The following is a 5,978-nucleotide window of genomic DNA, read 5'->3' as shown; positions in this document are numbered from 1 at the left end:
CAGCGCGGACAGCACGAGGGTGGGGGTGACGACGCCGCGCAGGCGCAGGCGGCTGAGCAGGTCCAGCCCGTCGATCGCGGGCAGGCCCCGGTCGAGCACCACGACGTCGTAGGTGCGGGTGAGGCCGAGGTGCAGGCCCTGCTGGCCGTCTGCGGCCGTGTCGACCTGGTAGCCCTCCTCGGTGAGCAGGGCGTCGAGCATCGCCAGGAGTTGCCGGTCGTCCTCGACCAGCAACAGGCGCGGGAGCGTGCTCACCTCAGCATTCTGTCCAGGTCGGCCGACCGGTGCACCTCTCGGTCCCGGTCGACGGCGAACACGAGGCAGCCGGGTTGGGCCGCGGCCCAGGCGATGCCGTCGGTGCCCAGCGCGAAGGCGGCCGTGGAGACGGCGTCGGCGGTGGTGAGGTCGGCGGCGACCACGGTGAGGCTGACGAGGTCGGTGGCGGGCCGGCCGGTGCGGCCGTCGATGATGTGGTGGCCGCGCTCGTAGGTGCCGGAGGTCGCGACCGCGCCCCCGTCGATCTCCAGCACGGCGCACAGCCGGTGTTCCTCGTCCGGGTGCCGGATGCCGATCGACCAGAGGCGGCCGGCCGCGGCGATGTCGCCGCCGACGTTGAGGCAGTACTCGGTGACGCCCGCCGCCCGCAGCATGTCCGCGGCCCGCTGCACCGCCCAGCCCTTGATCACCCCGCAGGGGTCGAGGCGGCGACCGGGCAGCCGGACCCGGAACGCGCCGCCCGTCTCCCGCTCGTAGTGGCCGCACAGGTCGAGCACGTCCGCCAGCTCGCGGCTGTACCGGCCGGTGCTGACCTCGCTGTCGTCGCGGAAGGGGCTGAACCTGCGGTCCGCGTCCCGCAGCAGGTCGAGGACGGCGCCGGCCGTGGCCTGGTCGGGCACCTCGATCGAGGCGGGCATGCCCATCACGTGTTCGACGAACCGCACGTCAGCTCCCGTTCGCGTCAATCGCGGCCTGCAGGGACCGGGCGTAGGCCTCGCTGGTGACGGTCGCGCCGGACACCATGTCGATGTGCGCGCTCTGCGCCCGCAGGGCCTCGCTGCGCAGGGTCGGTTCGGCCCGGCTCGCGATGCGTTGGCTGTGGCCGTCGCCCGGCTCGGTGATGATCTGGACGTCGGTGATCGTGCTGCCGGAGAAGGTGACCCGGACCTGGTACGGCCCGAACTCGGTGTCCTCGACGGCGCCGTCGACCGTCCGAGTACCCGGGGCTCCCGGAGCCGGCGGCGCGGCGACCACGGTCGGTGCCGGGGTGTCCGGGTGGTAGCGCACCAGCGGGGCGAGCCCGGCGAAGAGCAGCGCGACGATGATGGGTGCTTTGCGCACGGGTGTCTCCTCAGGCCGCGAAGGCGAAGCGTTCGGTGTGGACCTGGTCGTCGGGGACGCCGAGCCGGCGCAGCGTCTGCCGCACGGCCTCGGTCATGCCGGGCGGCCCGCAGACGTAGACGTCCCGCCGCGACGCGTCGGGCACCAGCGCCGACAGGCCCGGGAGGCCGGGTGTGCCCCGCGGGCCGACCACGAAGTGCAGCCGCGCGTGGCACCACCGCGCGATCGCGCGCAGCTCGCCGGCGAGCACCACGTCCTCGGGCCTGCTGGCCCGGTACACCACCACGATGTCGGCGTGGACGTGCGCGAACTCCTCCAGCAGCGCGCGGATGGGTGTCACGCCGACCCCGCCGGCGACCAGCAGCACCGCGCGGCGGGTCGCGCGTGCCCCGGTGAACGCCCCGTAGGGCCCTTCGGCGAACACGCGGGTGCCGGGCCCGACATACTGCAGCCAGGCCGAGCCGTCGCCGAGGGCCTTCACGGTGATCCGCAGCAGCCGCCCGTCGGGCATGGCCGACAGCGAGAACGGGTGCGCCTCCCACCACCGGTGCCCGAACCGCCACAGGAAGAACTGCCCGGCGCGGGCCGGCAGCCGGTGCAGGTGCCGCCCGCCGATCCAGATCGTCACGACGTCGGGGCTCTCCCGCACCACGGACACGACCCGCAGCCGGTGCCGCAGGTTGCGCAGCACGGGCAGCCCGATCCGCGTGGCCGCGACCGCGCCGAGCGCGCACCCGTACAGCGTCCACCAGTACAGCCGCCCGACCGGCGAGCCGGTGAAGTCCTCCCCGACGGAGACCTGGTGGAAGAACCCGAGCACGACCGTCAGGTAGACCAGCAGGTGCACGGCGTGCCAGGACTCGTACCGCAGCCGCCGGCGAGCACCGCGTGCCGAACTCACCCCGACCACGACCAGCAGCACCGCGGCGATCGTGGCCAGACCGACGTCCTCGGTGTCGAACACCAGCGTGTCCAGCTCGTCCAGCAGGCGGCTGCCGTCCTGCGCGGCGTAGCCCAGGGTGACGAACACCAGGTGGGCCAGCACGAGCCACAGCACCCAGAAGCCCGTCCACCGGTGCCAGGCGGTCAGCCGGTCCATGCCCAGCCGGGTCTCCAGCCACGGCAGCCGGGCGACCAGCACCAGCTGCACGACCAGGGCCAGCGCCCCGTACAGCCCGGTCAGTCGCCCCAGGCCGGTGAGCAGCCCGCCCGGCTCGCCCAGCCGCTCGAAGCCGTGCCCGAGCACGAACAGGTCAGTCACCCACACGACGTTCAGGGCGACCAGCGCACACAACCACTGACCCGGTTTCACACGAGCGAGTCTCGGCCGGATTTCTGGGGGAAATCTTGGAGCCGGCGCGCCGCGTTCCCCGGGACCCGGAAGTTCGGGGAGGCGGTTTGTCCACTCCCTCGCCGGGGCACTGCTCTCGTCGAAGACCAGCGGGAGGTGCGATGAAGGAGCAGGAGATCGCGGCGGCGGTGAGCGGGACCCGCGGCCTGGACGACGCGGAACACGCCGCGGCGGCCACCCGGGCGACGTTGGCGGTGCTGGCCGAACGGCTGGCCGGCGCCGAGCCACCCGCGCGCCTGCCGGCGGGGATCGCCGAGGCGTTGCCGAGCGCCGGGGTCGGCGTCTCGTTCGGGGTGGAGGAGTTCTACCGGCGGGTGGCCGACAAGGAGAGCCGGGGCTGCACCCCCGACGGCGGGCGCGAACACGCCCGCGCGGTCGTGGCGGCCCTGAGGAGCGGGGTGGACGCCGACGAGTTCGACGCCCTCGTCTCCCAGCTACCGCCCGACTACCGCGAGGACCTGCTCTCCACGGCCCCGACGGACGAGCAGCACTGATCCAGCCGAGCCACGCCGCGGCCAGCTCGATGCGCTGGTGGTTGAGCAGGTACGTCCTCGTCCGGCCCTGGCGGCGGGTCGTCACCAGGCCGGCGTCCTCCAGGACCTGCAGGTGGCGTGCGGCCACCTGGTGGTGCCGGCGCCCGGCGGGGACCACCAGACTGGCACCGGGTTCTCCAGGCCCCGGCTCGCCGAAGGAGGTACCGGCATGCCCACCGCCGTCGAGTACGCATTGGTCGCGAACCCGCGCACGCAGAACGGCTGCGGCAGCGGACCGCCCGCCCTGAACTCCCTGCACACCCAGAGCGGCGGACCGTCCGGGCAGGCCCAGGCCGTGGTGGCACAGCCGGGCGTGCCACCGGCGGGCCCGTCCGGCGAGCTGCTCCTGACCGGCCCGCTCGCCACGCTCCTCCTCGTCGTGGCCGTCCTGGCCGCGACCCGCCGAGCGAGGCGATCCCCGACGTCGGTGAGGGACCCGGGGCCCGTCAGCCCATGACCAGGGTGAGGGCGCCGCTGACCGTCTCCTGGTGTGTCTCGTGGAAGGTGCGGCCGGGGCCGTACAGGGCGAAGTACCACCGCGCGTTGGGGTCCTTGCCGTGGCCCTTGCCGCGGCGGTTGTAGTTCTCCAGGGTGACCGCGTCGTCGCCGTCCCTGGCCACGACGCCCGCGTAGTGGTACGACCAGGGCGGCTGGCTGTTCGCCTGCCTGCCGGCGGCCTGCTCCTCCCGGGTGGCGAAGCGGGTGCCGTAGATCGCGAACGCCTCGCCGACCCTGGGGGCGGCGGCGGTGTTGATGCCGAGGCGGCTGTCGCGGGCGGCGTCCGGGGCCTCGTAGGGCCGGTAGCGTGACCTGTCGAGCTGGGTGACCTTCTTCGCGGCGTCCGCGATCTCCCGCCGGTGCTCCTCGGTCGGCTCGCCGTCGAGCAGCCCCGCGGTCTCCAGCCGGTCGACCATGATCTGCGCCAGGCCCGGGTGGAACTCCAGGTTGTTGGCAGCGATCGCGTCCAGCAAGACCCTGGCCATCTCCGCGGTCATCCCGGCCCCGGCGAGCTGCGCCACGATACCCTTCCTGGCCTTCGCGAGCTCCCCCTCGTACGGCTCGTCGTCGAGGTCGACGTCGATCGTCGTGGACCGCCAGGAGAAGTGCACGTACCCGTCCTCCTTCACCAGGCTGCGGCCCAGCTGCTCGGGCGTCATCCCGGGTCGGGTCACCAGGCGGGGGTAGGGCGTGAAGTTCTTCGCGTCGTTCACGTTGCCCTGCTTCTGGCTCACCCGCTGGCTGCCCGGCTGGTCGGGGCCGAGCAGCACGTGGCCGATCCTGTCGCCGGTCACCTTGTTGGCGACCGCGATGCACTCGTTCACCGTCAGCAGGTCGTCGCCCCGCTTTTCCTCGCCGAGCACGACGAGCACCGGTTCCACTCTCCGCAGCCCTCGTCCGGCCAGCTCCGCGGGCACCCGATCGGCGGAGAGCTCCAGTCGCAGTGGCGAGTCCCGCGCGGTGAGGGCGGCGTTGGCGTTGTCGATGATGGTGGGCAGCGCGAAGAAGTCCTGCGTCTGGCGGTTCCCGCCGATCGCCATCCCGCCGTTCCTCGAGAGGACGCACCGCTGCCCGCCGGACTCGGACTCGTCGCCGGACGAGTGCGCGTCCCAGTCCGACCTCTCCTCGTCGGAGAACTCCTCCTCGCTGTCCTCCTCGGTCTCGGGTGTGGTGACGGGTGCGCCCGTGTGCGTGAGGACCCCGGCCACGCGTGTGTCCAGGGCGTTGATGTGGACGGCGCGGTAGCTGCGGGACCCGGTGCCCTTGGCCGCCCGCCAGTCGGCGATCGCCTCCTGGATGGTCACCAACAGGTCCTGGCGGGGCGTGGAGGGGTCGGTGTCGACGGCCTGTCGCCAGTTCGCCACGGCGTCGTCCACGCGTTGCAGCTCGTTCGACCGGCCCGTGGTCAGCGCGAAGAAGGACTGCACCTTCCACCGCCGGGCCAGGTCCTGCAGCGAGCGCTGAGCCGCCGACAGGGTGGCGGGGGCACGCTGGAGGGTCGGCGCGGACCGCTGGACGGGATGACCGGGCGAGGACTCCCGGTCGCGGCGGTCGGCGAGCAGCCCGGCCACCGTGCGGTTGCCGACGCTGCGTTGCAGCGCCAGCACCATGTCCGATGACGGGTGCGCCGGCGACGGGTGCTCCGCGCGGGCCGGGACACCCGCCGCGGCGGGCCGCCCGTGCCCTGCCGCGGCCTGCTCGCGTTCCGGCTGGTCGCGCTTGTGCATGAGCGTCTCCGTTCGCGCGCGGGTGCGACAGAACTGTTCTACCGACCGCCAGCACGACGGCACAGAGCGCGACGGGCACGACTCCGGGCAACCGCGCTCCGCGTGCGAACTGTCAGTGCTCGGGTGTGTCGGTGACGCGGACGTGGTCGACGACCAGCCTCGCCTTCCTTTCCAGGTCAGGGCCGCACGAGGGTGGTGGCGCCCTGACCCCGGAGGGCGCGGCGGTGCCCGTCGCCGGCGAGCGGGGGGTGTGAGCGGGAGCGGGTCGGGGTACCTCGACGGTGCCGAAGAGGAGGTAAACCCATGATCCTGCGTCGGATCGCTCGACCGATGCTGGCGGCCGTCTTCGTGTCCGGCGGTCTCGACACCCTGCGCAACCCGAAGCCCCGGGTCGAGGCCGCGGCGCCGGTCATCGACAAGGCTGTCCAGCAGGTGAAGGACAAGGTGCCGTCCCAGGTGCCGACGGATCCCGAGGTGCTGGTCAAGGTGAACGCGGACGAGATGGTTTGAGCGTGGTTTTGGGTATGTGTG

Annotated in this window: 9 protein-coding genes; 4 read left to right on the top strand and 5 right to left on the bottom strand. The window is 73.1% G+C overall.

Features of this window, described 5'->3' with window-relative positions; genetic code table 11:
- The 4 genes from ACJ73U_RS13210 to ACJ73U_RS13195 form a co-directional block, all read right to left on the bottom strand.
- The coding region (locus ACJ73U_RS13210; RefSeq protein WP_407777882.1) for a response regulator at positions 1–237 on the bottom strand (237 nt) is incomplete at its 3' end.
- A gap of 14 nt (positions 238–251) precedes the next feature.
- On the bottom strand, positions 252–941 hold the full coding sequence (locus tag ACJ73U_RS13205; RefSeq protein ID WP_407777881.1) for an FAD:protein FMN transferase: 690 nt from the start codon (positions 939–941) through the stop codon (positions 252–254).
- 1 nt (position 942) lies between these two features.
- Positions 943–1,338, bottom strand: coding sequence for an FMN-binding protein (locus ACJ73U_RS13200; protein WP_407777880.1), 396 nt, complete (start codon positions 1,336–1,338; stop codon positions 943–945).
- A 10-nt stretch (positions 1,339–1,348) separates the two neighbouring features.
- Positions 1,349–2,599 (bottom strand): ferric reductase-like transmembrane domain-containing protein, encoded by a 1,251-nt coding sequence (locus ACJ73U_RS13195; RefSeq protein WP_407777879.1) that lies wholly within the window; start codon positions 2,597–2,599, stop codon positions 1,349–1,351.
- A gap of 191 nt (positions 2,600–2,790) precedes the next feature.
- On the opposite strand from ACJ73U_RS13195, the gene ACJ73U_RS13190 reads away from it, so the two are divergent.
- Positions 2,791–3,183, top strand: a complete 393-nt coding sequence (locus ACJ73U_RS13190) for a DUF2267 domain-containing protein (protein WP_407777878.1) — start codon at positions 2,791–2,793, stop codon at positions 3,181–3,183.
- Positions 3,184–3,220: 37 nt separating this feature from the next.
- Positions 3,221–3,679 carry a hypothetical protein gene (locus tag ACJ73U_RS13185; protein ID WP_407777877.1) on the top strand — a complete coding sequence of 153 codons (459 nt, stop codon included), beginning with the start codon at positions 3,221–3,223 and terminating at the stop codon, positions 3,677–3,679.
- Here the strand turns inward: ACJ73U_RS13185 and ACJ73U_RS13180 are convergent.
- Complete coding sequence (locus ACJ73U_RS13180; RefSeq protein WP_407777876.1) at positions 3,669–5,447, bottom strand: hypothetical protein; 1,779 nt, start codon at positions 5,445–5,447, stop codon at positions 3,669–3,671. The two genes, ACJ73U_RS13185 and ACJ73U_RS13180, sit on opposite strands and share 11 nt — an antisense overlap.
- Positions 5,448–5,578: 131 nt before the next feature.
- On the opposite strand from ACJ73U_RS13180, the gene ACJ73U_RS13175 reads away from it, so the two are divergent.
- On the top strand, positions 5,579–5,701 hold the full coding sequence (locus ACJ73U_RS13175; RefSeq protein WP_407777875.1) for a hypothetical protein: 123 nt from the start codon (positions 5,579–5,581) through the stop codon (positions 5,699–5,701).
- A gap of 49 nt (positions 5,702–5,750) precedes the next feature.
- Positions 5,751–5,957, top strand: coding sequence for a hypothetical protein (locus ACJ73U_RS13170; RefSeq protein WP_407777874.1), 207 nt, complete (start codon positions 5,751–5,753; stop codon positions 5,955–5,957).
- Positions 5,958–5,978: the final 21 nt, after the last annotated feature.

This window comes from Actinophytocola sp. (genome assembly GCF_045807065.1).
GTDB lineage: Bacteria > Actinomycetota > Actinomycetes > Mycobacteriales > Pseudonocardiaceae > Actinophytocola.
Note: the sequence above shows the minus strand (reverse complement) of the source record. Positions and strands in the feature narration are given on the sequence as shown.